This is a genomic window from Flavobacterium laiguense, from assembly GCF_003097655.1.
GTDB classification, from domain to species: Bacteria; Bacteroidota; Bacteroidia; order Flavobacteriales; family Flavobacteriaceae; genus Flavobacterium; species Flavobacterium laiguense.
In genome coordinates this window covers 39,888-65,935 of record NZ_QCZH01000011.1, presented here as the reverse complement: position 1 = coordinate 65,935, position 26,048 = coordinate 39,888, and the positions used below count along the sequence as shown (strand labels likewise).

Annotated in this window: 23 protein-coding genes and 1 other RNA gene; 9 read left to right on the top strand and 15 right to left on the bottom strand. The window is 34.7% G+C overall.

Translation table 11 applies throughout. The annotated features are described in order from the left end of the window. Window position 1 precedes the first annotated feature (1 nt). The 11 genes from DB891_RS10895 to DB891_RS10845 all read right to left on the bottom strand — a co-directional run bounded on the left by DB891_RS10895 (window position 2) and on the right by DB891_RS10845 (window position 8,063). Window positions 2-904 (bottom strand): HlyD family secretion protein, encoded by a 903-nt coding sequence (locus tag DB891_RS10895; RefSeq protein WP_116763435.1) that lies wholly within the window; start codon window positions 902-904, stop codon window positions 2-4. Window positions 905-960: 56 nt separating this feature from the next. Then, window positions 961-2,229 (bottom strand): TolC family protein, encoded by a 1,269-nt coding sequence (locus DB891_RS10890; RefSeq protein ID WP_116763433.1) that lies wholly within the window; start codon window positions 2,227-2,229, stop codon window positions 961-963. Further along, the gene (locus DB891_RS10885; protein ID WP_116763431.1) at window positions 2,226-2,819 is read right to left on the bottom strand and encodes a TetR/AcrR family transcriptional regulator; all 594 of its coding nucleotides are present in this window, start codon (window positions 2,817-2,819) and stop codon (window positions 2,226-2,228) included. Before DB891_RS10885 ends, DB891_RS10890 begins: the two co-directional genes overlap by 4 nt. A 147-nt stretch (window positions 2,820-2,966) precedes the next feature. Next, window positions 2,967-3,161 (bottom strand): DUF6132 family protein, encoded by a 195-nt coding sequence (locus DB891_RS10880; RefSeq protein ID WP_116763429.1) that lies wholly within the window; start codon window positions 3,159-3,161, stop codon window positions 2,967-2,969. Then, a complete protein-coding gene (trxA, locus tag DB891_RS10875) occupies window positions 3,158-3,460 on the bottom strand; it encodes a thioredoxin (RefSeq protein WP_116763427.1) in 303 nt (100 codons plus the stop codon). The genes DB891_RS10880 and trxA overlap by 4 nt, the downstream gene beginning before the upstream one ends. Window positions 3,461-3,472: 12 nt before the next feature. Next, window positions 3,473-3,664, bottom strand: a complete 192-nt coding sequence (locus DB891_RS10870; protein WP_116763425.1) for a hypothetical protein — start codon at window positions 3,662-3,664, stop codon at window positions 3,473-3,475. Window positions 3,665-3,675: 11 nt separating this feature from the next. Next, entirely contained in the window at window positions 3,676-4,509 is an 834-nt protein-coding gene (locus tag DB891_RS10865) for a methyltransferase domain-containing protein (protein WP_116763423.1), read from the bottom strand. Between the two features lie 2 nt (window positions 4,510-4,511). After that, complete coding sequence (locus tag DB891_RS10860) at window positions 4,512-4,715, bottom strand: YgaP family membrane protein (protein ID WP_116763421.1); 204 nt, start codon at window positions 4,713-4,715, stop codon at window positions 4,512-4,514. Window positions 4,716-5,079: 364 nt separating this feature from the next. Further along, window positions 5,080-6,492, bottom strand: a complete 1,413-nt coding sequence (locus DB891_RS10855) for an MBL fold metallo-hydrolase (RefSeq protein ID WP_116763419.1) — start codon at window positions 6,490-6,492, stop codon at window positions 5,080-5,082. Between the two features lie 81 nt (window positions 6,493-6,573). Beyond that, a complete protein-coding gene (locus DB891_RS10850; protein WP_116763417.1) occupies window positions 6,574-7,362 on the bottom strand; it encodes a sulfite exporter TauE/SafE family protein in 789 nt (262 codons plus the stop codon). 74 nt (window positions 7,363-7,436) lie between these two features. After that, window positions 7,437-8,063, bottom strand: coding sequence for a Crp/Fnr family transcriptional regulator (locus DB891_RS10845; protein ID WP_116763415.1), 627 nt, complete (start codon window positions 8,061-8,063; stop codon window positions 7,437-7,439). Between the two features lie 294 nt (window positions 8,064-8,357). Between DB891_RS10845 and DB891_RS10840 the strand changes: the two genes are divergently transcribed. The 8 genes from DB891_RS10840 (at window position 8,358) to DB891_RS10805 (ending at window position 19,948) form a co-directional block, all read left to right on the top strand. Next, the gene (locus DB891_RS10840; RefSeq protein ID WP_116763413.1) at window positions 8,358-8,663 is read left to right on the top strand and encodes a rhodanese-like domain-containing protein; all 306 of its coding nucleotides are present in this window, start codon (window positions 8,358-8,360) and stop codon (window positions 8,661-8,663) included. A gap of 85 nt (window positions 8,664-8,748) precedes the next feature. After that, window positions 8,749-10,329: an NADP-dependent glyceraldehyde-3-phosphate dehydrogenase gene (locus DB891_RS10835; RefSeq protein WP_116763411.1), complete on the top strand. Its 1,581-nt coding sequence runs from the start codon at window positions 8,749-8,751 to the stop codon at window positions 10,327-10,329. A 480-nt stretch (window positions 10,330-10,809) separates the two neighbouring features. Continuing rightward, window positions 10,810-11,367 (top strand): hypothetical protein, encoded by a 558-nt coding sequence (locus DB891_RS10830; RefSeq protein ID WP_116763409.1) that lies wholly within the window; start codon window positions 10,810-10,812, stop codon window positions 11,365-11,367. A 1,186-nt stretch (window positions 11,368-12,553) separates the two neighbouring features. Next, window positions 12,554-12,955, top strand: coding sequence for a c-type cytochrome (locus DB891_RS10825; RefSeq protein WP_116763407.1), 402 nt, complete (start codon window positions 12,554-12,556; stop codon window positions 12,953-12,955). A 387-nt stretch (window positions 12,956-13,342) separates the two neighbouring features. Beyond that, window positions 13,343-16,663 (top strand): sensor histidine kinase, encoded by a 3,321-nt coding sequence (locus tag DB891_RS10820; protein ID WP_116763405.1) that lies wholly within the window; start codon window positions 13,343-13,345, stop codon window positions 16,661-16,663. A gap of 415 nt (window positions 16,664-17,078) precedes the next feature. Next, window positions 17,079-18,428, top strand: a complete 1,350-nt coding sequence (locus DB891_RS10815; RefSeq protein WP_116763489.1) for a sensor histidine kinase — start codon at window positions 17,079-17,081, stop codon at window positions 18,426-18,428. Between the two features lie 100 nt (window positions 18,429-18,528). Next, window positions 18,529-18,912 carry a response regulator gene (locus DB891_RS10810; RefSeq protein ID WP_116763403.1) on the top strand — a complete coding sequence of 128 codons (384 nt, stop codon included), beginning with the start codon at window positions 18,529-18,531 and terminating at the stop codon, window positions 18,910-18,912. Then, complete coding sequence (locus DB891_RS10805) at window positions 18,905-19,948, top strand: adenylate/guanylate cyclase domain-containing protein (RefSeq protein WP_116763401.1); 1,044 nt, start codon at window positions 18,905-18,907, stop codon at window positions 19,946-19,948. Before DB891_RS10810 ends, DB891_RS10805 begins: the two co-directional genes overlap by 8 nt. Before the next feature lie 160 nt (window positions 19,949-20,108). On the opposite strand, the gene DB891_RS10800 is transcribed toward DB891_RS10805, so the two are convergent. From DB891_RS10800 to DB891_RS10790, 3 genes are all read right to left on the bottom strand, one after another. Continuing rightward, complete coding sequence (locus DB891_RS10800; protein ID WP_116763399.1) at window positions 20,109-20,669, bottom strand: 2'-5' RNA ligase family protein; 561 nt, start codon at window positions 20,667-20,669, stop codon at window positions 20,109-20,111. Window positions 20,670-20,812: 143 nt separating this feature from the next. Beyond that, window positions 20,813-21,209, bottom strand: a transfer-messenger RNA (tmRNA) gene (gene ssrA / locus DB891_RS10795). A 199-nt stretch (window positions 21,210-21,408) separates the two neighbouring features. After that, window positions 21,409-22,614 (bottom strand): serine hydrolase domain-containing protein, encoded by a 1,206-nt coding sequence (locus DB891_RS10790; RefSeq protein ID WP_116763397.1) that lies wholly within the window; start codon window positions 22,612-22,614, stop codon window positions 21,409-21,411. Between the two features lie 242 nt (window positions 22,615-22,856). Between DB891_RS10790 and DB891_RS10785 the strand changes: the two genes are divergently transcribed. Then, window positions 22,857-24,059, top strand: a complete 1,203-nt coding sequence (locus tag DB891_RS10785; protein ID WP_116763395.1) for an NAD(P)-dependent oxidoreductase — start codon at window positions 22,857-22,859, stop codon at window positions 24,057-24,059. Between the two features lie 421 nt (window positions 24,060-24,480). Here DB891_RS10785 and fumC read toward each other — a convergent pair whose 3' ends face one another. Beyond that, the gene (gene fumC / locus DB891_RS10780) at window positions 24,481-25,866 is read right to left on the bottom strand and encodes a class II fumarate hydratase (RefSeq protein WP_116763487.1); all 1,386 of its coding nucleotides are present in this window, start codon (window positions 25,864-25,866) and stop codon (window positions 24,481-24,483) included. Between the last annotated feature and the right edge of the window lie 182 nt (window positions 25,867-26,048).

The following is a 26,048-nucleotide window of genomic DNA, read 5'->3' as shown; positions in this document are numbered from 1 at the left end:
ATCATTTTATCCTTAACTTAATATCATTGGGGGCTATCCACATTTCGGCGGGCATTCCTATTTTTAAACCGCCATCATTTTTCACTTCCATTTTTACGGCATAGACTAAGTTTACGCGTTCTTCTTTGGTTTGAATGATTTTTGGAGTGAACTCCGCTACCGATGAAATCCAGGAAATTGTTCCGGGATAGGATTTCATTCCGGTTCCGTTATCGATTTTTACAGTTACTTTTTGATTTAATTTTATTTGCGGGAGTTGGGTTTCGCTAATGTAAACGCGTAACGTCATTTGGCTGAGGTTGGCTATTTTATAAAGCGGTTTTCCAAAGGAAGCTGTTTCATTGGGTTCGGCATATTTGGCCAAAACGGTTGCTTTTATCGGATTGATTATTTTGCTGTTCTTGATTTGGTCATTAATCTTCTTGATTTGAACATCAATTGAGGTGATTTCGTTTATAATTGGTGCATTTTGGGTTTGAACTCCTTTTATTTGTTCTTTAATTACATTCACTTTTCCTTCTATTTCATCAACTTGACGTTTGGTGGCGGCGTTTTCGGCAAACATATTCTGAATCCTTTTTTGCTCTTTCAATGTGGTTTTGAGTTGTGCTTGCAATACGCTGATTTGTGATAATACATTTTCCGATTTGGAATACACTGTCGCCTTTGAAGCTACGAGTTGCTGCTTGTTCAAATGCAATTGAATGGTATCGACCAATCCTACCAAAGTATTTGGCTCGATTATATCACCTTCTTCAAGATTTAAATACTCCAGTTTTCCATTGGCTTCCGCCGAAATGGTGACTTCGGTCGCTTCAAAATTCCCGTAACCATCGGCTTTTTCGTTGCTGCTGTTGCACGAAAACAGGCTTAACAGAAGTGTTAGGATAAATATTTGTTTCATTTTGTTTAATGGTTTAAAAGTTTAATTGTGTCGCCCTATTTATCCCCCTTTAGGGGCTAGGGGCGGGGCGGGGGAGGACTTCCAATAACGACTTGATAATTGGCTTTTGCCAGTTCCAATTGTATTTCGTGAATTTTTTGGCTGTTTTTAGCTTCATACAAATTGGTGAATTCGGTCAAATATTCGGAGGCGGTGATGACGCCATTTTTTAATTGTGAACTGGCCGATTTCTCTACATATTCTCGTAGAGTGATTATGTCGGTATCGGTTGCGATGTTGGCTTCCGATTTTTGTATTTCTGCATTGATTTCTTGCAGTTGAATGTTGTTGTTGAGCAAGAACGTTTCTTTTTCGGTAGCGATGATATCGGCAGAAACAATAAGTGCTTCCTTCTCTGATTTTGATTTGTTCCAGTCAAAGACATTCCAATTGGCTTTCAATCCTACCATGAAAATGGGTTCAAACGAGTTTTCAATCATATTCAAACCTGGATTTCCGTAACCTGCGATTCCAAAGGCATTTATTTTGGGTAAATTATTTTTGGTCAATATGCTTTTTGAAGCATCGATTTGTTGTTCCTGTAATTCGAAGTAATGTATTTCTGGTCGGTTAATGGTTGTATTTGTTGGTGTGGTAATAATTGGTTTATCTAATTCTGTTGTTTCCGGAATTGTGGTATAGGTTATGGAAGAAAGATTTTCAAACAACCTTTTCCTGTCATATTGAATTTCCGAAAGTTGCTGTTTGATTTTAAGATTTTCGGCTTCCAATACTTTCTCGGAAGCGGGTAGAATGGCACCAAACTGAATGCCTGCCTTGACCTCTTTTATTTTAGATTCCAATTGTTTTTGCTTGGCAATCAAAAGGTCTTTTCGCTCCTGCAAAAGTAAAATAGAAAAAAATAACTGATTTATTTTGGACTTGAGTTGGTATAAATTAACCTCGACTTGTTGCTGTTGGGTTTTGGTTTGCGCTTCTTTGAGTTTGGTATTGGCATCAATTAACCCGCCATTATAAAGCAACTGGTTGATATCTAAAGTGGCTTTGTATTGGTCTTTGTTCAGTGGTGTTACAAATGGATTTGGAATTTCGGTAACTTGATTTTGATAGGTTCCTTGTGCATTCAAATCTATTTTTGGCAGTTTTCCAGTTTGTAAAGCATTCACTTCGTAATCGGATTTTTGCTGTAATAATGTAATTTGTTTGGCTGTTGGATAATTTTGATGAACCAAAGAATAACAATTTTCCAGTGTCATTTTTTGCTGTGCTAAAGCAAAAATGGGGAATAAAAAAAAGATGCCAATGGTGTATTTTGAAGTTCTCATTTTTTTATCGAATTAATGATTGTTTCGGCTATGCTAGTTTTTCGTTCTTCCATCATTTCATTGAATTCTGTTTCGGAAAGCTGAATGATTCCTTTCACCATCATTTTGGCGGCAAAAGGAAAAACCGTCATCGAAAAAATGTCCAATAAAAGCTGTTTTGGATGGATGGGTTTGATTATTCCATCGGCTATTTCTTTTTCGATTTGGGCTAGTAATGGAGTAGGGTTGGGTTTGTTTTTGTGATTCAAAAATGACATTACAAATTCGGGATTGTTGTTCATTTCCTGAATTACAAATGGCGGTAAATAAGGGTTGACAATGACAAACGAAATGTAACTGTGCGTGAATTTTCTAATTTTCTCAAAAACCGTTGCATCCGAATTGAAAATCTCATTAATTTGTGGAGCCAATTGGCTGAAAGCATTCATAAAAACGGCTTCAAAAAGTAACTGTTTGCTTTTGAAGCAATAATGAAGCATTGCTTTGTTGATGCCAGCTTGGTCTGCAATTTCTTGCATGCGTGCACCAGCGAATCCCTTTTTTTGGAATACAATTCTAGCGGCGTTGAATATTTTTTCTTCTGTGGTCATTGGTGTTAACTGTTCGGTTTAACCGTTTGGTTAACAAAGATAAATAAAAAAAGTATTTCGAGTTGAAATACTTGTGATTTTTTTCGCCACTGATTACACAGATTTCCACTGATTAATTTATGAAATTAGTGGCTACTATTTTTTTATCTATTTTCTTTCTTCTTTTACAAACATATTAAACAATAATCCGCCGAGTAAACTACCATAAAGTGTCGAGTTTACTGGTTTTGATGTTATGGCACAACTGCCAGAAGCACAACCCACAAAGTGATAATACAAATAGCCGCCAATCGCACCAACTAGAATTCCTATACTAGTAATAATGATCGCTTTTTTGGTCATGAGTTGCTCTTTTCTACTATTACTTTTATTAAATCCGAAGCGCTTAGGACACCGGATTGTCTCCACAATTGTTTCCCGTTTTGGAAAAGAATCATAGTTGGAACACCGCGAACTTGGTATTGCGAAGCGATTTGTTGGTTTTTGTCCACATCAATTTTGATGATGGAGATACGATCACCCAAATTGTCTTTGACTTGCTTTAAAATAGGAGCCAATGTTTGACAAGGGCCACACCAAGTAGCAAAAAAATCAACCAAAACTGGTTTCTCGGATTGTATAATATTGTTGAAAGTACTCATTTTTATTGTTTTTTATTTTTTTCTGGGAACTGCACACCCTTTTGGCCCGCAGCCCGTATTGAAAATGGCTTGAACAAAGAAAAATAGCCCAAAAGCAATGAAAAACCATTCATGAGTATTATAGGCTTGTGCAAATAAGAATATTCCAAAAGCCAAACGGAAAATGCGCATTACGTGCCAGTTGGAGAATAGTAAATCTTTCATTTATTTATTTTCTAAATCTTTTGAGTTATTTTATATTTATCATCGTAAGCAATTTCTTTTTGCAAAATTTCTAAATCAATTTCATTTTGACTTACTATTAATACTTCGGCAAAATTACTACTCATACTTACATTGAGAACGCCTTCAATTGCTGCATATTTTTCGGAAACGGTATTTTTACAACCACTACAAGTGATACCTTCAAAGGGATATAGACTGACAAGAACTTCGTTATTTTTTTGCAATTCGATAAACAATTCGGATTCAGCTCTTGGAGTGGCAGAATTTTGGCAAACCTCCATTTTTTGAAAATTAAAAGCTTTTTGAAAAAGCAAATTATATTCTTCTTGGCTTCCACCAAAAGGAGGGCCACTTTCGAAGGTTCTATTGAATAATAATCCTGTAATTTTTCCGTCTTTGGCTAGTAGCTGATGCATTTTCCAAACGTATTTTTGGCGCAGGGTGGGAGGTAAGGCACAAAAGAAGGTTTGTTCGATTATTAAATCATATTCGCCCTGATGCTCAAAAAAATCTCCCAATACGATATTGATGTTGGGGTTGTCTTTGAATTTTATTTTTAGATTTTCGACCAATGTTGGTGCAATATCAATAACGGTAACGTTTGTAAATCCTTTTTCCAAAAGATATTCCGCTTCATAAGTATTCCCACAACCTGGAATCAATACCCGAATGGTTTTATCTTTTAAAGTATCGACATAACTCTTTATGGGCGGCGATACTTCGCCAAGATCCCATCCTATCGTATTGGATAGATATTGATTGTCCCAATAGGATTGGTCCAACGGTTTTTCGCAGGATACTATACAACATTTTAAATCTTCCATATTTATAATTTTTTATTGGTGTTGATACCTAAAATTTTATACAAAGGGCAAAAACTAATAAAACTAGTTAGTAAAAATACTATGGCAAAAGCCAATAAAACAATTGCAAGTTTACCATTTATCACACCGGAATAATAGAGTATAGCAATAATTATCCCAATTACTGAGCGAATCATTTTGTCTGTTGAACCCATATTTTTTTTCATAATATAAAGTGTTTGTTGGATGATTAATTGTTGTTGTATTTTCCGAGTTATTTAAGTGAAAACACACCCCTAACCCCTCTCGAGAGGGGAATACGACTCCGTTAACATTTAAACTCTAGTTGTTTTAATTAAATAAGTTTGTTTTTTTTTGAAATTGAAATTGTCATTGCCATTTTTTCTGGTTTAAACTAAATAGTGTCGATATAACGTAAGCGTGAGGGATAGAACAAGGCGCCATAGCGCTCGTGATAGCCCGACCGTGTGGAGCAAAGGGGCTCAATGAGCAGTGCTATAGGTAAGCCCCTTTGCTCAACGCGGTCACGCCCTAATTATCATTTTATTTTTGAATTTACCTTTGTCATTGCTATTGAATTTTACTTTGACAGATAAAATCGGTTCTTGGAATTGTAGTCTTGGCAATAGCATTATATCCACCTTCTATTTCTGTGAAATTTCTAAATCCACGAGCCTGTAAAATCGATGCTGCAATCATGCTACGATACCCCCCGGCACAATGCATAAAGAAATGTTCCTTTGGGTCGATGTCTTTTATCCAATCGTTGATGTTGGCAAGTGGTTTGCTATACGCTTCTTCTATATGTTCTGCACTATATTCTGTGGCTTTACGAATATCGATAATTTTGCTTTCACCAATTTTTACTTGTTCATTAAACTGTTCGGCATTGATGCGGTTTACGGTGTCAATTTCTTTACTAGCATTTTTCCAAGTTTCAAAACCACCTTTTAAATGGCCAATTTGATTGTCAAATCCTACTCGGCTCAAGCGCGTTACGGTTTCTTCTTCTCTTCCAAGTTCGGTCACCAATAAAATAGGTTGTTTTACTTCAGCTATCAGGGCGCCTACCCAAGGGGCAAAGTCACCATTAATTCCGATGTTTATGGATTGCGGAATGAAACCTTTACAGAAATCACCATTGTTTCGAGTATCTAAAATTAAGGCACCCGTTTCTTCAGCCAGAGCTTCAAATTCGTTAACTGTTAACGCTTTCATGCCTAAATCCTTTACATGTTCAAAACTGTCGTATCCTTTTTTATTCATGGCCACATTCATCCCAAAATAGGCTGGGGGAGGAAGAAGTCCATCGGTCACTTCTGTAATGAATTCAGCTTCGGTCATATTGGCTCTTAATGCGTAATTGTTTTCTTTTTGATTTCCAATAGTAGATACCGTTTCTTTACTCATATTCTTTCCGCAGGCACTTCCAGCTCCATGAGCGGGATATACAATGACATCGTCTGCCAGTGTCATCACTTTGTCTCTTAACGAATGGAATAATAAACCAGCCAATTGCTCTTGAGTCATAGAAGCTGCTTTTTGAGCGAGATCGGGTCTTCCTACATCTCCAATAAATAGGGTGTCACCAGAGAAAATAGCATAGTCTTTTCCATTTTCATCTATTAATAAATAAGTACTACTTTCCATGGTGTGACCTGGGGTGTGGAGTACTTTTATTTTGATATTTCCTATTTCGAATATTTCGTTGTCGATGGCTATTATGGCTTCAAATTCGGGTTTTGCAGTTGGTCCATAAACGATTGTTGCTCCCGTTTCGTTACTTAAATCAAGATGGCCGGAAACAAAATCGGCATGAAAATGAGTTTCGAAAATATATTTTAGTTTGACCCCATCCCGTTCAATTCTGTCCAAATAGGGTTGTGTTTCTCTTAGTGGATCAATTATAGCTGCTTCTCCATTGGAAGTGATATAATAAGCTCCTTGAGCCAGACATCCTGTATATATTTGTTCTATTTGCATGGTGTTTTTTGTTTTAATATGGTACAAAGTTAATTTCGTTTTTTGATACTATTTGTGACAATTGTTACTTTTAACGAAAGTTTATTTTAAGAAAATTTCTTTGATAATGATATAGATTCCCATAACCAAAATAAACCAACCGAAAATAGGTTTTAATTTATCTCCGTCTAGTTTTTTTGAAAGCTGAGTTCCTATTAACATTCCGAAGAAAGCAATTGAAGAAATAGTTAATAAAAAAGGATAGTCAATAGCTGTTCCAATATATAAATCGCCCATAAAACCGATAGAAGAGTTGATAAATATAATAAATAAGGAGGTTCCAACCGCTTGTTTCATAGGTAGATTAGCAAAAAATAATAAGGCAGGGATAATTAAAAAACCACCACCAGCACCCAGAAAACCTGTTACAATCCCTACAATAGCACCTATAAATGCCAATTGCCAGTAATTGGTGCCAGCTGATTGTATGTTTGAATTGGTTTTGCGAATCATCGAAAAAGAAGCAGCCATCATCAAGACTGCGAAAATAATCATGATCAGAAAATTTTTGGTCACTTGAAAGTCATCGATTGTAAAAAGTACATTTGGAATTTTTAAAAAAATTACTTCTCGTATAATTAAAATCGAAAAAACAGAAGGAACCGCAAAATACAAAGCCGATTTCATCTTAAGGTTTCCCATTTTATAATGACTGAAACACCCAGATAAAGCGGTAATTCCAACGATAAATAGTGAATAAGTAGTCGCTAATTTTGGGTCTATTTTGAATAAATAGACTAAAATAGGAATTGTCAAAATAGAACCACCACCACCAATAAGACCTAAAGAAAGCCCTATTATTATTGAAGCCAAATAACCAAAGTATTCCATTTGTAAATATGTTTATGCAAATGTCGTGCTTAAAAATGTGGTAAAATGTGATTTTTGTCACATTGAGTTTTTCTTTACATCAATATCTCTATCTGATTGCGATGTAGTTTTACCAAACCTCTTTGTTCCATTTTCTTGAGAAGTCTCGAAATAACTTCCCTTGAAGTATTCAAATCCGATCCAATTTCTTGATGAGAAAGTTTCAATTCTTTGCAACCACAAGCTTCAACTTGGCGTTTTAGGTAGAACTCTAGGCGTTCATCCATGGCTCTAAAAGCGATACTGTCAATCACTTCCAGAACTTCTTCAAACCGATTGCGATAGGTGCCAATTACAAATTCGTACCAACTTCTATGTTCCATCATCCATTTATCCATTAAAGACAAAGGCACCATTATCACTTCGGCATCTTCAACTACTTTGGCCATTATTTGGCTTTTTTCATTCTTGGTGGCACACACCATAGAAAGTGCACAAGCTTGGCCAGGTTTTAAGTAATACATAAAAAACTCACCACCATCATCGTCTTCACGATAGACTTTGATGGTTCCCTTGGTTACCAGTACCGTATTTTTGATATATTGCCCAGTACGCATGATAATTTCACCTGAGCTAAAGTTTTTGATGACTTCGTTTGCTTTTATATCTTGAATTAATTCTTTGGAGAAAGAAGGAAATAGCTTTTGTAGTTGGTCTGACATTTTTTTTAATTTGAAATTAGCTAGGTACTAATATTGTAAAAGTAGTAAAAAAAATAGCTTCTTAGTCATTATTGAAGAGATGGGTTTTAAAGTGAATTTTCGAAAAATTGAATTATTGAAAATGAAATTTACTAAGTTAAAAACAGCTCTGTTTTATGGTTTACTAAGTTAAACGTTAAATACACTGCGTTTTAGTGTTTTACGAAAACGTTTTCTTTGATTTATTGAGTAATTCGTAATAAAGAGCGGTGTTGTTTAAAGAAAACCTTGTATTTTTACAAAAAAATAAATATTATGAATTTAACACAAGAAGATTGGGTTTCGCAATTTGAAGCCGATGAAAAAGGAGTAATGCTAGATGTGAGATCTGAAGATGAATGTGATCAAGGTATAATAGAAGGATCTATCAATATTGATTTTCATAAAGGTCAGGCTTTTATAGATGAAATTGCTGCATTAGATAAAAGTAAAAATTATTATATCTATTGTCGTTCTGGAGCTAGAAGCGGAAAAACATGTGAAATCATGAATGAGTTGGGGTTTGAAAATGCCTACAATTTGTTAGGTGGAATTATAGAATGGAATGGTGATATAGTTTAACCATATACTAAAAGAGGCTTTTGCCTCTTTTTTGCATTTAAAGCACAAATAACCAAAAATTGAAATAACCAAAATAACCAAAAGAATGAATACAATACCTCAAGAATTTCAAATTACAAAGCCTCTTATACAAGATACTTATTTAGTAGATGGGGAATTAAAAAAATGGACTGGAAAAACAACTGAAGTTTATTCTACTATTTCGTCAACAGAAAATTATGCCCCTACTTTATTAGGATCTATTCCATTTATGGGAGAAACAGAAGCTATTGAAGTAGCAGAGTCAGCTCAAAAGGCATTCAATAATGGTCAAGGTTTATGGCCAACCATGAAAGTGGTGGATCGTATTAAATGTATGGAGCATTTTGTGACTCAAATGAAAACAACCCGTACCGAAGTAGTTAAACTTTTGATGTGGGAAATTGGAAAAACATTAGGAGATTCTGAAAAAGAATTTGACAGAACTGTTGAATATATAAATGATACAATAGAAAGTTATAAAGAATTAAACAGTCGTTCGGCTCATTTCTCAAAAGTGCAAGGAATTAATGCCATGGTTCGAAGAGGACCACTAGGAGTAGTATTGTGTCTTGGACCTTACAACTATCCTTTAAATGAAACGTTTACCTTGCTTATTCCCGCCTTAATTATGGGGAACCCTGTGATTTTCAAACCGGCTAAGCACGGAGTGTTATTGATTTCACCATTATTAGAAGCATTCAAAAGTAGTTTTCCAAAAGGGGTTATCAGCATCGTTTATGGAAGAGGACGTGAAATTGCTTCGCCAATAATGAGATCGGGAATGGTCGATATTTTGGCATTAATAGGTAATAGTAAATCGGCAATTGCTTTGCAAGACCAACACCCGAACAAAAATAGATTGCGTTTGGTACTAGGGTTAGAAGCCAAAAATCCAGCGATAATACTTCCAGATGCCGATTTGGATTTGGCCATCCAAGAATGTATTGCGGGTTCTTTGTCTTTTAATGGGCAACGTTGTACGGCATTGAAAATTATTTATGTACACGAAAATATAGCTGCAGAGTTTAACAAACGTTTTGCTGAAAAAGTAGATGCTCTAGTATTCGGAAATCCTTGGGAAAAAGGAGTTTCATTGACACCGCTTCCTGAAACCGAAAAACCGGCCTATATTCAGGAATTGATTGATGATGCCACCAGCAAAGGTGCCAAAGTGATCAATGCAAAAGGAGGGGAGCATTCAGAGAATTTTATATTTCCAGCTGTTTTGTTTCCAATAAATAAAGAAATGCGTGTGTATCATGAAGAGCAATTTGGACCAGTAGTACCTATTATAACATTCAAAGACATTCAAGAGCCTTTGAATGACATGGCCGAATCTAATTACGGACAACAAGTGAGTCTGTTTGGAAAAAACATCAAAACTATTGCACCACTTATTGATACTTTGGTAAATCTGGTTTGTAGAGTAAACTTGAATAGTTCTTGCCAAAGAGGACCAGACGTTTTTCCTTTTACAGGAAGAAAGGATTCTGCTTTTGGAACTTTAAGTATCGAAGATGCCTTGCGTTCGTTTTCAATTAGAACTTTTGTAGCTTCGAAAGACAATGCTTATAACAATGAAATTTTGCAAGAATTGTTGAATAGCAAAGAATCCAATTTTATCAATACAGATTATATTTTGTAGTTTTTAAGAAATGATTGCAGTTCTGCTTTTTTTAGGTGAGAAATCTAAAATCTGCATTCTAAAATTAAAAAAGCCATCTCATTTTTTGGAATGAGGTGGCTTTTTTGTTGATAATTTTTAGAAGTAAAATCTATGGGGCAATTTGGGTATTAAAAAGGATGTAATATTACGTGTAATTTTAAACTTACAATACTATTTTTTAATTGTATTTTGTCGAAAAAAAAAGAATTTAATCTGTTGTGTTGATTTATTTTTTTACTTTTAATATATAAAATTAGAATATTTTACTTTTTAATCTAAATAATGGAGTAGGTAGTCTATCTATATTAATGTCAGTTATTTAAGGTAATGTTTTTTGTGTATTTGAAGTAAATGATCGGTAGTATTTAATAAGGGTTACAAAATACTTCCAATACATCAACAGGGCAATAATAATCTTAATATTGAGATAGAATTATTTAAAAACAAATAATATTACAGATGAAAAAAAATGTACCCATCGTATTAATTGTAGTTGGATTAATTGTGTCTGTATACTTTTCTTCTAAAGAGAATGCAGAGTCTATCAATAATTTAAGGTTTAACAATGCCACTACGTCAATTGTTAAAACCAAGTATAAGGTAAATTTGGATAGTATATTACATATTTATAAAGCAATAGATAATAAAAAAGAAGCAACTGTTTTTCTTGATAAACTAGAAAAGTATACTAATGAATTAAATCAAAAATACCAAGCTTCCGAAAATCATAAAAAAGTAGTTGCCTTTGAAAAAGAAAATATTCAGTTTATGAAAACCAAAGCAGGAAGTATTAAGAAATTACATCCTGAATGGAGCAAAGAAGACTGCGAGAAACTAGCCAATAATTTTATATGGAAAGGAATGCACATTGATATGGTGAAATACAGTAAAGGTGATCCCGATGATGTAAACATATCTAACAAAGGATTTTCGAGCGAATACGAGTACATTTGGAAGGACGAAGGTGTCTCCCATTTTTATACAGGAAAAGAAAGTATTGTTGTTGATTATGATTAATACCAATTAGCTGAAAATAAATTCTATTTCCAAAACGATCCCCATTTGTTTGTTTTTGAGGAAAACCCCGATACTGACTCAATTTTGAGCAATATCGGGGTTTTTTATTTTCAAATTTGGCGTTTTTATATGGAATAGAATCGGCAGTTGTCTCCTCTTCGGTCACTCTTAAACCCAGAATCCGCATTAGAATCATAGAAGTTTGTATTCTGTACCCCATTCTTCGAACAGATTTTCTAACTATTTAAGATAGTTTTAGGTTCAGATTATGTCCGAACTTCATTATTCAAATTTATTGACTTTAAAAATTAAAATCGATAACTTCGCAAGCATAGGAGAAACATAGAATTTATTTAAAAAAGAATTTGAGTATCCGTGATTAATACCAAACCAATAAAATTGGCCACTCCTGATAGCTATCGGGATAAAAAGATTCACACAGGTTTCTCTAATAATGTGAATAAAATCTGTGCGAATCTGTGAAATCAGTGGCAAAAAAAAATATACATGGTACACTTTGCGGACTTTCATAAAAAAAATACAAAAAAAAGAAATACATTTATTTCACATAGAGAACTATGTGTATTTTGAATAAGTGAAACACCTACTTTTGAGCTTACAAAATCTATGTATTGAAAATAATTACACCCAAAAGGTTAAAAAATATAAAAAGTATCAAATAAATCTTAAATTGGTATAGAATTAATTAAAGCAAATAAGTATCAAAAAGAAAATAAAAATAGCCGCCAAAAAGATGCATGAGCGTTTACATCGTGAGCCTTATTATGTGCATCCCAAACTGAAATTTATTCCCAATATAGTTATTAATGTCATTAGCTTTATTATTGCTTTTGCTTTAATCGTTACCATTTTATATCTATTGATTCGTTTTTTAATAGATGAGTTTTACCATTTAAAATGACAGGAAGTCTATAGTTATGGGCAAAAAATGATTTTAACCTTTAGATCAAAAAAATATTAAAAGCAGTAATTCTGGAAAATGGTGTTTGTATGAATGTTATGTTATTAAATAAAATGTGTGGAATAATCAGTAAATCTTGTTTTTACTTGTTATTTGTAGATATTTTGTAAATTTTATTTAAAAAAGTGGAATTTTATGATAAGTGTCAGTTTTATTACTATAACGTTTTCTTAAATTTGATGTATTAATTTAAATAATAGCGCCATGAAAGTAAAGTTCAGATTTTTAATAGTATTTGTGTTGTTTTTGTTCTGTGGTACTGAAAGTTTTTCCCAAGAAATAAGTTGGGTTGCCCCAGAGTATTCTAATTCATTAAAAAACCCTTTTTTAGGCAATCAGAAAGCAACCGATAAAGGAAAAGAGACGTTCAATCAAATGTGTGTGCTGTGCCACGGTTTAAAAGGAGAAGGGAACGGAGAAGCTGGTCTTACCTTAGAACGGCATCCTGCCAATTTTTTGGCTTTAAATGTGAAAAGCCAAACCGATGGAGCCATTTTTTGGAAAATCACTAACGGGAAACCACCAATGGCTTCTTATTTTGAACTATTAACTGACAACCAGCGTTGGGAATTGGTCAATTATATTAGAGAATTAGGAAAAAAATAAAGTAGCATTAAAGGTAAAGGTTAGTTCTTAATTATTGAAAAACCGTTATTACTTATAAATTTAAGTAATAACGGTTTTTTTGTGGAGTTCATAAGGTTTAATATTGATGTTTAAAGAAGTAACTCGAATAATTTATTTGCATTTAAATTAAGAATAGGCTAATCAGTTTGTTAGTTTTTATGTAATTTTAATACATGTAATTGACTGGTATTGTTTTAGTTAAGTTTTCTTTGTTTTGCCACCCAATCTACCCAATAAGTTATCGGTTTTCGAATGTCTTTGGCTTACGCTATTGTAAAAGAACATGAAGATAATCGAAAGAAGAAATCAAGGAAGGTTAGGAAAGAAAGATTGTTGTTCAAATACATTAATAAAAATAGCTGAACTATGAAAAAGTACTTTTTGGTTATCCTATTAGTCAGTTTTCAGGTGTTTTTTTCCTCGGTTAACGCGCAACTCAAATTCAGTAATTTTACTACTTATCCTGATTTAGAAGGCAATTTTATCCTTGATATTATCACTGATAGTCGTGGGGTTGTCTGGATAGCAACCAGTAATGGGCTTGTGCAATATGATGGGTATGAATACAAACATTATGATGTTGATCCCAAAGATTCAAAAAAAATGGGAAGTATTTTGACCCAGAAACTTTTTGAAGCTCGGAATGGTCATATTTGGATTGGCTGTACAGATGTAGTCAGTGAATACAATCCCATAACAAAAAGATTCAAGAATTATATTGTATCTAAACTCGCCGATTTTCCTTTGGGAATACAAATCATAATAACAACCATAAATGAGGATTCCAGAGGAAGGATTTATTTTGGAGCGGTTTCTTATAATGATAGTAAGGATTCCCATGCTCTTTTTTATAAGGATGAAAACAGTACTAAACTCAAACGTTTTGATTCTCCCAATTCTATTGAAGTGAAAAATGTTTATAAAGCCACTACAGACCCTTTGGGCCATGTTTGGATAGTGGCTAATAATGGTTTTTTCAGGATTGATAAAAATAATGCTATTGATAATAAGAAATGGCCAATCCCTGAATTCCCGACTAATAAATACTATAGCACAATCAAAAGTGATGCTAGAGGCAATATATGGATTACTTCAAGCAATGATGTTCGTTCAGTTCTCAGTGTATGGAATCCCAATTCCGATAAAGTAAAAACTTATCCATTGAAACAATCATTCACTGAAAAGAACAGTGCGTTTTGGATTACTGGAATGGAGTTTGATTCAAAAGGAAATATCTGGCTTGCTACCACTTTTGGTTTACTGTGTTTTGACCTGAAAAAAGAGCAATTTGAAGTGTTGAATGAAAATAAAAATCAAGGATCGGTAAGAAATGCTCTTACTTGCCTTTATTTGGATTCCTTTGATAATTTTTGGATTGGCACAGAATCTCAGGGGATATTTAGATATAGTAATCGAACCGTATTGAAATCCTTTGTTAACAAAAAAGAAGATAAAAATTCTATCACTTCTGGCTGGCTCAGTAAAATGTTTGAAAGTGGTGATGGTAAAATTTGGATGATTACCGAAACAGGTCTTGATGTTTTTGATCCGGTTAAGAATTCTGTAACACCTTATCCGATTGCAAAAGGAGTACCTGGGGCATTTTGGTCTAATGGAATCGGTTTATATTCTCCTGAGGAAATTCTCTTCCAAACGAACCTTGGTCGGTTTCTTTTTAATATCAATAATAAGACTTTTAAAAAAATTACTCTCGATCCCATACTGGCTAAACTCCATATTTTCAATCTGATTACAGACAGTCGAGACAATCAATGGTATTGCACATCTAATGGGGCTTTTTTAAAAATTAAAAATAAAGAAACACTTCGTCATTTTGATTTGAAGAAGATTTCGGGTTCAAATATTACCAGTAATGAAATAATCAATATTTACGAAAGCCCTAAATACGGAATATGGTTACTCACTAATAACGGATTGTTTCTGTATAATTATGAGAGCGATAAAGTGGTAAGGTATGGATTTGACAAGAAAAAAGGGGATATTCTAAAATCGCAAGACATCAACTCGCTGCATGTGGATAAAGAAGGAATAGTTTGGGTTGGGACCTGGGATGGTGGTCTTGGTAAATACAATATCAAAACAGGAAAAATCATAACGTATACAACTAAGGATGGTTTGCCTTCTATGGGGATTCAGGGTATTTTGGCAGACGAAAAAAACAATGCACTTTGGCTCAGTACTTTTGAAGGAATCAGCAGATTCAGTATAAAAGAGGGGCAGTTTAATAATTTTTCGATGGAAGATGGTATTCATGGACGATTGTTTGCCGATGGAGCTTACCTCAAGACATCGGGAGGAATTATGGTTTTTGGAGGCAATAATGGGATCACGGTATTTAATCCAAATACTATTTCGAAAAATTCAACCCCACCAATAGTATTTATTACCGATTTTAAAATTGGTGATAATTCAATATATTATGGCATCGATTCTATTAAAAAATATAAAAAAGCACAGCCAAAAGATTTTGTTCTAAAGTACAATCAAAACAGTATATCCATCAATTACACAGGAATACATTATGCAAATCCCCCTAGAAATAAATTTGCCTACAAACTGTTAAACTATGATAACAACTGGCGAGAAGTAGGGAATATTCGAACCGCATATTATTATGATCTGCCTCCCGGGGAATATATATTCAAAGTAAAAGCGGCTAATAGTAATGGTGTTTGGAATATAACAGGAGCTTCTGTCGCGTTTCGTATTACTCCTCCTTGGTGGCGTACCTGGTGGGCATATACACTATACGGAATCCTCTTTATACTTGGTGTATTTTTGGTAGACCGTTTCCAGCGAAAAAGACTGCTTGAAAAAGAACATGCTTTGGCCAAAGAAAAAGAGCTTGCCCATGCCCGAGAAATTGAGAAGGCCTTTAATACACTCAAGACTACTCAACTCCAACTCATTCAATCCGAAAAAATGGCATCACTTGGTGAACTCACTGCTGGGATTGCCCATGAAATACAAAATCCATTGAACTTTGTGAATAATTTCAGTGAAGTGAGCAGTGAATTGTTGGAAGAGATGAATGTAGAAATTGAAAAAGGAGACTTTGAAGAAGTTAAAAATTTAGCTTTAGACATTAAACAAAATTTAGAAAAAATAAACCATCACGGCAAACGTGCAGATGCGATTGTAAAGGGTATGTTGCAGCATTCCCGCATTAGCTCGGGACAAAAAGAACCAACAAATATCAATGCGCTTGCCGATGAGTATTTACGATTAGCCTATCATGGTTTGCGTGCCAAGGACAAAAGCTTCAATGCTGAACTGGAAACTCATTTTGATGCAACCCTTCCAAAGATTAATGTAATCCCACAAGATATAGGCCGGGTTTTTCTCAACCTGTTTACCAATGCTTTTTATGCAACACACCAAAAGCAAAAAACCGCAAACCAAGAATACAAGCCTGTTTTATGCGTGACAACAACTCAAAAAGAAAATTTTGTTGAGATTACAGTAAAAGACAATGGAACAGGAATTCCAGATGGAATTAAAGACAAAATAATGCAACCGTTTTTCACTACAAAACCGGCAGGAGAGGGAACTGGTTTGGGGTTGTCACTGAGTTATGATATTGTGGTGAAATCACATGGAGGTACTATCAATATAGAAACGGAAGAAGGCAAGGGTTCTGTTTTTATTATAACCTTGCCTAAGTAATGCGAATAATTTAATAACGTATTTTGTTTTTTCGGTATTGAAAATGAGAACTGTTTTTTACAGTCGATAAAAAAATTCGTTTTTATCAGTGTCCTCGCTTTAGCGATTCCGTGTCATCCGCGTTCTATTGAAATTACGTTATACGACAAAAAAAATGTTCCGTTTATTTAGATGATTTAATACTATTTAATAACTCGTTGGTTGTAATTCTGTTTAAATAAAAAACAAACCACATAGATTTACAACTAATAATTAAAGAAAGAATAGAAAATAGCGCTATTTTTCACATAGATTGACTATGTGAAAAGTGAAACATCTATCAAACTCTTTTCAAAAACTATAAATTCTATGCTTCTATGTGGTAAAAAACAATTACACCCAACGGGTTATTTAATACTATTTAATGCAATTAAATATGAACTTTGATTATATTCTACTGATAATTGTTTTTAGTTATTTGCGGAAAAAACTGCAAAGCAAAATCCTATTGCCTCAAATTGACAAGTATTTGTTTATGGGTTTTTGGCTTTCGATTGCGCTTTTAATTACTCAAGTAATTGTAGATTCTAGGAAAGGCATTACCGCTTGGATAGCACATGTGCTTTTATTTGCTGTAATATACTTTTGCCTTACTCTAAAAGAATTTAAATCTCTTAAGTCTTTTATTTATTCCATGTTGCCCTTTGTAGTCGTAAATTTTATAGAAGATTTTACAGAACTCATCAGTTCTTCCTTTCATAAAGAGTGGGATAATTATTTTGATACGGCAATTGTATTTTCAATCATTTGGTTTTTTGCCATGTTTTTCATCACTAGAAAACAACGCAAAGACATGGAAAGGGAACAATTAAAAGCTGTAGAATTAGAAAAAGAATTCCAACAGTCCGAAATTTTAAAGGCAAAATTAGAAATACAGGTAGCAGAACGCACAGCTGAAATCCTTGGTCAAAAAGAGGAGTTGCAAAAAGCACTTGATGAACTCAAAACGACACAAAACCAGTTAATACAATCTGAAAAAATGGCCTCACTTGGTGAACTCACCGCCGGAATTGCCCATGAAATTCAGAATCCATTAAACTTTGTCAATAATTTTAGCGAAGTGAGTGTTGAGCTTTTGGATGAAATGAATGAAGAAATAGTTAAAGGTGATTTTGAAGAAGTAAAAAACATTGCAAGTGACATCAAAAAAAACTTGGAAAAAATAAATTATCACGGTAAGCGTGCCGATAGTATTGTAAAAGGAATGTTGCAACACAGTCGAACTGGAAATACAACTAAAGAAGCTACAGATATAAACAAATTGGCCGATGAATACCTGCGGCTTGCCTATCATGGACTTCGTGCCAAAGACAAAAGTTTTAATGCCGACCTAGTTGTTGATTTTGATGAAAATTTGCCAAAAATAAATGTGTTTACGCAAGAAATTGGACGTGTTTTACTGAATTTATTCACCAATGCCTTCTATGCCACACATCAAATGCAGAAAAAATCAGATGAAGCATACAAACCAATGGTTAGTGTGAAGACCGTATTAAAAGAGAATGGGATCGAAATAACAGTTAGGGACAATGGTATAGGAATTCCAGAAGCCATTAAAGACAAAGTCATGCAACCTTTCTTTACCACTAAACCAACTGGTGAGGGTACAGGTTTGGGCCTGTCACTAAGTTATGATATAGTGGTAAAAGGTCATGGAGGCACCATTGCCATTGATAGCAAAGAAAATGACCATACTGTTTTTACAATATTACTTCCAATTGAATAAAAGCATAGTATTCAAATAATAAAATTCGTAAATTTAACAATATGTAAATAATTAAAAATCAATGGTTATTTGATTGTAATAGCCAAAAAAACAGTTAAATATGAAGATACTGGTAGTAGATGATGAAGCTGATGTACAGCCACTTTTCTTGCAACATTTTCGTAAAGAATTACGTCGTCACGATTTTGAATTTGATTTTGCCCTTTCGGGTGAGGAAGCATTAGAATATCTTAAAGGTAAAGCTTCTGAAGTGGTGCTGATTCTATCGGATATTAATATGCCAGGAATGAGCGGAATCGAACTTTTGTCAAAAATACGTCATGATTTTAATGGACCACAGCCAGTGGTAATGATGATTACTGCTTATGGGGATGATGAAAATTATAAACAATCGATGGAGAATGGAGCAAATGATTTTTTAACAAAACCGTTAGATTTTAATGTATTAAAAGAGAAACTAAAAAAAATCATGGACAATGGCTAAGATACTTGTAGTTGATGATGAAGCAGATTTAGAAATTTTGGTAAAGCAAAAGTTCAGAAAAAAGATTCGGGAAAATGTCTATCAGTTCATTTTTGCCCAGAATGGGGAAGAGGCATTGCAGAAAATTTTGGAACATTCAGACTTGGATATCATACTCAGTGATATTAATATGCCGATAATGGATGGATTAACTTTATTAAGCAAGTTGCCTGAGGTCAATCCGATATTGAAAGCGGTTATGGTATCCGCCTATGGGGACATGCACAATATACGGTTGGCTATGAATAGAGGTGCATTTGATTTTGTCTGTAAGCCCGTTGATTTCGATGATCTGGATTTGACTATGGAAAAAACGATATTGCATGTCAAACAATTGCAGGAAACCATTAAAGCAATCAAGGAGAATAATATTCTTAAGATGTATGTTGATGAAAATGTAATTAATTTTATGACGAACAAGGAGTTCGAAAGTAGTCTCCTTAAAAATGAAATGTTAGAAGCCACCGTGCTTTTTATAGATGTATGTGGTTTTACTTCAATAACCGAACAAATTCCAGCAAATACAATAGTGAATTTGCTTAACGGACTATTTGATACAATTGTAAAAGAAATCATAGCTCAAGATGGGCATGTAGATAAATTTATGGGTGATGCTGTTATGGCTGTTTTTAGAGGGGACTATCATTTGGATAGAGCTATTGATGCGGGACTCGCTATAAGAAATCAAATCAAGAACAGCGAGGAAATAATGTTTGGGGATAAAATCTATAAACCACAAATTTCAATTGGCATTAACTCCGGGGAAATGGTGTCCGGGAATATTGGTTCGGCATCCTTAAAGCGATTTGATTACACCGTTATTGGCGATGCGGTAAATACGGCTCAAAGATTACAAAGTGTTGCCAAACCAGGGCAAATCCTTATTTCGGAGGCAGTTTTTCATATTGCTAAAGAATCATTTAAGTGTGAATTAAATGGGGAATATGTATTGAAAAATAAATCGGTACCGGTAAATACCTATGAGGTAATTGAGTAATAGACAAGGAGTGATATAAATAAAAAACTGAACTATTCAAAACTAATACCAACCCATTTATATTTACAACTCTCGATAGTTACAAAAGGGGAAAGATGTTTTTTTTTTAATCAATATGCCCTGATGAAAATGAATGTCCTAGCCCAAATGTAAAAAATAACTAAAAAAGTGTTCCCTGTATCAATCTAGGTTGTGGATTATCTTTGAATTCGAAGGTGTCCGTTACAAAAAACTGTTTTATGTTTTCGTCAAATTGTCGTAAAACAACACTGTCACAAACAAAATTCAGGTCTATTGTAGTGAATAAATGATTGGCTTTTATTAGATTTTCTGGAGTAAGTCTTCGAGCAATAGAGAGATGCGGATTATCACTTTTTAGCATATTGGGAATACGAAGCGATTGATTGAACCGTTTCATGATGTGCTTCAAGTTGGTTTTGGAATCTTTGTCTGGTGCTATAAAAAAAGCACCATTGGGAAAAGCGCCGAATTCATTTAAAAGTATTTCAACTGGAGACAACGTTTCGCACAATCTATTGATTTGAATTTTAATCTTTTCAATTGCTGCATCCGTTGCCTTGAATTCGCAGATTGTAATATGTCCTACAGAATTTTTACTGTTGAACCAGCCCACTTCAGTCGCTAACTGTTCTTTCATGGACTTCACCAAAATTAGAATGGCCTCTGGAGGATGAATGACAAGGGAATATAGCTTTTCCATAGGTAGTACTTTTTAATACCGTAAAAGTAAAGATTTAGTTATGATGAGCAGTATTGTAAATGTCTTTGTAGGTTGTGGTAACTCGGAATTTTGGAGAGTAGTGTAAATAAAAAAGCCTTACAATCAGTCAATTGCAAGGCTTTTTGTGGAATCGCCGGGAATCGAACCCGGGTCCAAACAAGCAACTAAAGAGCTTTCTACACGCTTATTCTCTGAATGGATTTTCGTCTCGGAGTTAGGTCAGAAACAACCTCTCTTTGCTTATCTTCTTTAGTTTCAATACTCACCCGAAGCGTATGAATATCTAGGTTTAAATTTACGATTCATCTTTATCGACCGCTATAAACCAAAGCTTTCGAGATGAATCCTGCTTTCCTACCTGGTAGGACGAGGCTAATCTTACTATAATTCAGATTATGCAGCAAGAGCGTAGTTTCCTTCGCCGTGTAAAATGTTTGAGACCTTTTATTTACGAGAATTGTCCCAGTTCTCGACGTGCTTACTTTCCAATTCGACTTGCTGTCAAAACCAGTCGACCCCATTTAATTAGTGTTCAGTGTTCCGTTTTTAAGTATTCAGTTTATTAACTGAATGATTCAGATGCTGTCGACTTTTATATTGCAAAGGTACATCAATTTATATCAATATCAAAAATCAATATCTGGAGAATTTATACTATAAACGAATTATTTCAAACTGCTTTACTGAATACTAAAAACTGATCACTGTCTACTTGTAGCTACTCGTCTGCTACTTTAAAAGGATAATCGCCAAACAAAACCGATAGTTTTCGAACCGCATAAGTGCTTCTGTTGAATTTATTGGACAAGGCAATTATGGTAACATTCTCGTCTTTTAATGTTATATAAGAGGAAGTGAAACCATGCCACCAACCGTTATGGAAATAGAAATTTTTACCGGTTTCCCAATTGACCATACGAATGCCCAGTCCGTAATTTTTAGTTCCTTTTCGTTCGTTGCTGTGTCCGGTGTAAACTTGGGCTAACAATTCGGGTTCCAAAAAGGATGGGGAATTTCTGGCTCTGTCAAATTTCAATAAATCTCTGGGAGTAGAGTAAATGTTTTTGTCTCCATAAACTTTATCCAGATAATCAATACCTATTTCAACTTTGTTTGCTTTATAGGATGGAGCTACTTTCTTTTTGTCATTGTCAAAATCTAAAACAAAAGTGTTTTTCATCCCCAAGGGTTTAAAAATGATTTGGTTCATTGCTTCTCTGTACGAAAGCTTGGTTACTTTTTCGATAATTAAAGCCAACATCGCATAATTAGTATTACAGTAGGCGAATCGGGTACCTGTTCTTTGTTCCAAAGCGATATTTTTGGTTCCCATAATGGTCAAAATGTCCAGATTGGTCAGTGTATTATGCCTGTCCCAAACATTTTTATCCCGATCTGTAAAATAAGCATAACTGCGCATCCCGCTTCTATGAGAAAGCAGCATTCTTACGGTAACATCCGGATAAGGAAACTCTTTTAAAAAGTCAGTCACTTTTTGGTCCAAGCCAATTCTTTTAGCGTTTATTAATTTTAAAACTGCCGTTGCGGTAAGAACTTTAGTGACAGAAGCAATATGAATAGGAGTGGTACTCGTTATAGGTGTTTTATCTCTAAGGTTGGCATAGCCTTCGTATTTTTCGTAGATAATTTGACCGTTTTTAGCAACAAGAAATGCCCCGTTCATGCTGTTGTTAGGCCAGTTTTTATTGTAAAAAGAATCTATTTTTCGTTGCTTTTCTGCAATGTAAGAAGCCGTAAGTTTTGGTTCATTGGTCAAAGGCTTCATTTTTGGTAAAACGTTTTTTGGAAGATCGGCATCTTTTATTTCTGTTTTTGAAATGTCTTTGGCTTCATTTTTACAAGAACTGGCTACTACAATTACGAGCAGTAAATGTAGTATATTTGCTTTTTTTATAAAATTCATTTTTGTGGTACTTAAAAAGCAAATATATAGAATCGATTGGATTTGTTTTTGTTTTTTTTAAATTTTAAGACTCTTTTATAAAAGTCAATTAGTGGTTCTAATGATACTCAACTAATTAGTACTGTTTTATGCGTATTCCACAACAATTTTTTTATAAAAAAAGTAAAAACAAAAATAAATTGTTATATTTGTAACAAATACCACGAATTAAGTTATATTTTTATAAATTTAAAATAATAAAAATGAAGTTTGGAATCATAAAAGAAAGAAAAAATCCACCAGATAGAAGAGTCGTTTTCTCTCCTAATGAATTGGCTAAAATAAAGCAGCTGTATCATGACTGTACCGTAAAAGTAGAAAGTTCCGATATTCGTATTTTCCCCGATGTTCAATACCAAAGTATGGGAATTGATGTGACCAATGATGTTAGTGATTGCGACGTGCTGTTTGGAGTGAAAGAAGTTCCCGTAGAGAATTTGATTCCAAATAAGGGGTATTTCTTTTTTTCGCATACCATAAAAAAACAACCTTACAACAGAAAGCTGTTGCAAGCCATACTAGATAAAAATATCGATTTGTATGATCATGAAACCATTGTCGATGCCCATAATCGACGTTTAATCGGTTTTGGTCGTTATGCTGGTATTGTGGGAGCCTACAATGCTTTTAGAGCTTTTGGAATAAAATTCGAATTGTTTAAAATGCCAAAAGCGGAAACCCTTTCGGGAAAAGAGGCGCTGATTACCCATTTAAAAAGATTGATTCTACCTCCGCTAAAGATTGTGGTTTCGGGAACCGGAAAAGTTGGGAATGGCGCCAAAGAAATTTTGGATGCCATGAAAATTAAAGAAGTTACAGTTGAAAATTATTTGACCAAGACTTATACGCAACCCGTGTACACACAGATCGATGTTTTGGATTATAACAAAAGGTTAGATGGACAAGTGTTGGATTTCACCGATTTTTATCACAATCCAAAAGAATATACTTCAGATTTTGAAAAATTCACAAAAGTTTCGGATATGTTTATTACGGGTCATTTTCATGCCAATGAATCCCCAGCAATTTTAACCCGTGAAATGCTTCAGGCCAATGATTGCATGATAAAAGTGGTTGCCGATGTCTCTTGTGACGTCAATGGACCTATTGCCTGTACCTTGCGTTCCTCAACCATAGCAGAACCTTTGTACGGCTATTTGCCTAGCGAACACAAAGAAGTAGATGTCTTTCATCCTGCCGCAATTGTAGTTATGGCGGTCGATAATTTGCCATGTGAATTGCCTAAAGATGCGAGCGAAGGATTTGGAGAAATGTTTTCGCAACATGTGATCCCCGCTTTTTTTAACGGAGACAAAGATGGGATTCTTAAAAGAGCCAAAATGACTGAAAATGGGAAATTGACCGAGCGTTTCAGTTATTTACAGGATTATGTGGATGGGAAATAAAATTCCAATATAAGGATTGAAAATAAGAAAACCTGCAAGTCATTGATTTGCAGGTTTTTTAGTTTTAAAGCCAATTGCTTTCAAGATTTAGTGAAGTAATCAATCACGTATACACACCCCTAACCCCTCTCAAGAGGGGAATGTGACCCTGCAAACATAAAATCTTTAGTTTTTATAAGAAATTACAAAATTTACTTATATATTTTTTTGACCTAGTAGATGTCGTTTAATCACTCACTCCTTTTATGCACTCCTAACTCTCCTCTTGAGAGGGGTTGGGGGTGTGTTTTTCTTTAAGTAAGTAACTCAAAAAAATAAAAATAGAAAACCTGCAAATTATCGATTTACAGGTTTTTCGGTTATATCAAAATCTATATTCTCTTCTCTATGTTCTCTTTTCTAAAAATCTAAAATCTAAAATCTAAACCATATCTTCCGGTTTCACCCAATCATCAAAATCTTCGGGAGTTACGTAGCCCAATCTAACAGCTTCTTCTTTGAGTGTGGTTCCGTTTTTGTGGGCGGTTTGAGCAATTTCCGCCGATTTATAATACCCAATTTTGGTGTTCAAAGCGGTAACCAACATCAGCGAATTGTCAACCAATTCCTTGATGCGTTTGTAGTTGGGCGTTATGCCTTGTGCGCAATGCTCATCAAAGGATTGGCAAGCATCACCCAACAACTGAGCCGATTGCAAAAAATTGGCTGCCATCATGGGTTTAAAAACATTCAATTCATAATGCCCTTGCATACCACCAATAGTTATGGCTACGTCATTTCCCATAACTTGTGCACAAACCATGGTAAGCGCTTCGCATTGCGTTGGATTGACTTTTCCCGGCATGATAGAAGAACCTGGTTCGTTCTCAGGAATCAAGAGTTCTCCAATTCCGGAACGGGGCCCCGAAGCCAGCATTCTGATGTCATGGGCTATTTTATGTAAAGAAACGGCCAATTGCTTTAATGCGCCATGCGTTTCCACAATAGCATCGTGTGCTGCCAAAGCTTCAAATTTGTTTGGGGCAGTTACAAAAGGATGACCTGTAAATTGGGCAATGTATTCCGCTACTTTTATGTCGTATCCTGCTGGAGTGTTGAGTCCTGTCCCTACTGCAGTTCCGCCCAAAGCGATTTCGGATAAGTGTTCCAATGTATTTCTGAGGGCTTTTAATCCGTGATTTAATTGTGCCACATAACCCGAAATTTCCTGACCTAAGGTTAGGGGAGTGGCATCCATCAAATGGGTACGGCCTATTTTGACCACTGAGGCAAATTCGGTTGATTTTCCTTGGAGTGTATCCCTTAATTTTTCAATGCTTGGAATGGTGTTTTCGACCACCACTTTATAAGCGGCAATGTGCATTGCCGTTGGGAAAGTATCATTGGAGGATTGCGATTTGTTGACATCGTCATTGGCTTTGATAAAAGGTTCGCCTTCGCCAACAGTACGCCCTTTCAAAACCTGGGCACGATTGGCAATAACTTCATTGACGTTCATATTACTTTGTGTTCCCGAACCCGTTTGCCATATCACAAGAGGAAACTGATCCTTAAGTTCTCCCGCAAGTATTTCATCACATGCCTCTGCGATGGCATCACGCTTGTCAATAGATAAAACACCCAAATCGCAGTTGGTATAGGCAGCCGCTTTTTTGAGATAGGCAAAACCTTCTATAATGGCGGAGGGCATTGACGAAGGTGGTCCAATTTTAAAATTGTTTCGGGAACGTTCGGTTTGTGCTCCCCAGTATTTATCTGCTGGAACAGGAACTTCTCCCATGGTGTCTTTTTCGATTCTAAATTTCATGTTTTGAATTTGATTAGGTTTTAGAATAACGTGACTGTCTGTGATGAGTATTAATTTTCCACAAATTTTATTCATTATGCCCTTTGCTACTCTGCGCCTTTGCGAGCCAAATTTCACGCAAAGGCGCTGAGGCGCAAAAGCATATTTTCAAGATTTAGATTCTTTTTATGAATGCAAGCAGT